The 2,592-nt window shown below is 67.2% G+C and carries 3 protein-coding genes; 2 read left to right on the top strand and 1 reads right to left on the bottom strand.

Annotated features, from left to right (window positions below; all coding sequences use genetic code 11):
* The coding region (gene ftsX, locus BIS11_RS14855; RefSeq protein ID WP_253586409.1) for a permease-like cell division protein FtsX at positions 1-851 on the top strand (851 nt) is incomplete at its 5' end.
* 167 nt (positions 852-1,018) lie between these two features.
* Complete coding sequence (gene rpoH, locus BIS11_RS14850) at positions 1,019-1,885, top strand: RNA polymerase sigma factor RpoH (protein ID WP_253420725.1); 867 nt, start codon at positions 1,019-1,021, stop codon at positions 1,883-1,885.
* A 75-nt stretch (positions 1,886-1,960) separates the two neighbouring features.
* On the opposite strand, the gene slmA is transcribed toward rpoH, so the two are convergent.
* A complete protein-coding gene (gene slmA, locus BIS11_RS14845) occupies positions 1,961-2,569 on the bottom strand; it encodes a nucleoid occlusion factor SlmA (protein ID WP_253420723.1) in 609 nt (202 codons plus the stop codon).
* Positions 2,570-2,592 lie beyond the last annotated feature (23 nt).

Here is a 2,592-nt window from a genome sequence, read left to right as displayed (position 1 = left end):
TGCGCCATCCGCTGGGCAGCCTGCTCACCATGCTCGCCATCGCCATCGCCCTGGTGCTGCCCGCCGCCCTCTGGCTGACGCTCGACAGCGCCCGGCTGCTGGATGCCGAGCTCGACGAGAGTGCCACGCTCACCGTCTATCTGGAACCGGCGGTGGATCAGGCCCAGGCCGAACGCATCGAGGAGGCGGTCGGTGCCGAGGCGGGCGTCGGCGAGACCCGCCTGATCAGCGCCGAGGAGGGCATGGCCACGTTCCAGCGCTCGCTGGGTCTCGACGATACCCTGATGGGGCTCGAGGAGAACCCGCTGCCGGCGAGCATCGTGATCCATCCGCAAAGCGTCGATCCCGCCGCCATGGAGGCGCTCGCCGGGCAGCTCGAGGGGCTGGCCGGGGTGGACGAGGTGCGCCTGGATCTCGCCTGGGTCGAGCGGCTTCGCCATCTGGCCAATCTCGGCCGGCGGGTGGCGCTGGCGCTCGGCGTGCTGTTCGGTTTCGGCGTGCTCCTGGTGGTCGGCAACACCATCCGGCTGGCGGTGGAGAGCCGGCGCCGGGAGATCGAGGTGGTGATGCTGATCGGTGCCACCCACGCCTTCGTGCGCCGGCCGTTTCTCTACAGCGGGGCGTGGTACGGCTTCGGTGGCGGGGGGCTTGCGCTCTTGCTGCTGGGGCTCGGCAACCACTGGCTGTCGCTGCCGGTGGCGGCACTGGCGGCAAGCTACGGAGCGGACTTCAGCCTGCCGCAACTGGACGTCGCGGGCTCTACAATTTTGCTCGCTTGCAGTACACTACTAGGCTGGTTGGGAGCATGGCTTGCGGTGTCGCGCCACCTCGCCAGCATTCGTCCGCGCTGAGTCAGGGTATGCGCGCGGCGCCGGTCGAACCGGCAACATGAACCTTGAAAGCATTTGATGGTCACAACGAACATTCCGACACTGCCATGTCGATCGCGCCGCGCCACACCCGGCCACGTCGATGACGACAGCAGGTCAACCAAGATAGGTGAAAGGAGACCTTCTGCATGAGCACTAGTCTTCTACCGGTGGGGCAGCTTTCTCCGGGTAACGACCTCGGCGGCTACATTCAAGCGGTCAACGGCATCGCCGTACTCACCGTCGAAGAAGAGCGCGAGCTCGCGTATCGCCTTCACGACGACGGCGATCTTGAAGCGGCGCGTCGCCTGGTTCTTTCCCACCTGCGTTTCGTGGTTCACATCGCACGCAGCTACTCCGGCTACGGCCTGCCCCAGGCGGACCTGATCCAGGAGGGCAACGTGGGGCTGATGAAGGCGGTCAAGCGCTTCGACCCCAACCAGGGCGTGCGCCTGGTCTCCTTCGCGGTGCACTGGATCAAGGCCGAGATTCACGAGTTCGTGCTGCGCAACTGGCGCATCGTCAAGATCGCCACCACCAAGGCGCAGCGCAAGCTGTTCTTCAACCTGCGCAGCGCGAAGAAGCGCCTAGCTTGGCTGAACAACGACGAGGTCAACGCCATCGCCAAGGATCTCGACGTCAAGCCCGAGATCGTGCGCGACATGGAAGGGCGGCTGTCGGCCTTCGATGCCGGCTTCGACGCCTCGCCCGGCGAGGACGAGGAGAGCCCGTATCCGGCGCCGGCGCAGTTCCTCGACGATGCCTCCATGGACCCGGCGACCCAGCTCGAGGACAGCGACTTCGAGCAGGACTCGACCCGCCGCCTGCAGCTGGCGCTCGGCGAGCTCGATGACCGCTCGCGGGACATCCTGCAGCGCCGCTGGCTGACCGACGACAAGTCGACCCTGCACGATCTGGCGGACGTCTACGGCGTCAGCGCCGAGCGTATTCGCCAGCTCGAGAAGAACGCCATGAAGAAGCTGCGCCAGAAGATGGGCGAGCCGCTCGCCGCCTGACGTCGGCAAGTGACGCGTCGAGCGTGAAAAAGCCCCGGCACTGCCGGGGCTTTTTCGTGCCTGGTCACAAAGGGCTCAGGCGGGCTGGGCGCTCTGGCGCAGCAGCTGGCGCGAGATCAGGGCCCACTGATCCTCCCAGTACTCGGTAGGCGCGCGCTTGAAGTCGCTGCGCACGTACTGGGCGATGCGCCCTTCGGCCTGGGCGATCAAGAGATTGGCCGCCGCCGGGGCGGGGATGCTCGGGCGCAGCCCCTCGCGAAGCTCCGCCTCGCGCAGGATCTGCTTGAGCTGCGTCTCCAGGCGCTCGAAGAGCTGATGGACGCGCTGGCGGAGCCTGGCGGTCTCGCCGGTGAGCACGTCGCCGCCGAGCACCCGGGCAAGGCCGGGGTTCTTCTCGGCGAAGCCCAGCAGCAGCGCCAGGATCGTCGCGCAGCGCGCCTCGGCCTCGGGCTTGTCCTCGAGAATGCGCGTGATGCGGGCGAACACGCTCTCCTCGATGAAATCGATCAGCCCCTCGAACATGCGCGCCTTGCTCGGGAAGTGGCGGTAGAGCGCCGCTTCCGAGACGCCGACCTGGCGGGCGAGCGCGGCGGTGGTGATGCGCTTGCCGCTGTCCTCCTCGAGCATGATGGCCAGTGCCTGCAGGATCTGATCGCGGCGGCGAGGCTTCTGGTCGTCGCTCATGGTGGTGACCCCTCGCTTAGCTC

The organism is Halomonas sp. 707D4 (genome assembly GCF_024158685.1).
Taxonomy (GTDB): domain Bacteria; phylum Pseudomonadota; class Gammaproteobacteria; order Pseudomonadales; family Halomonadaceae; genus Vreelandella.
The sequence above is the reverse complement of the archived record's forward strand: the minus strand, read 5'-3'. Positions and strand labels throughout refer to the sequence as shown.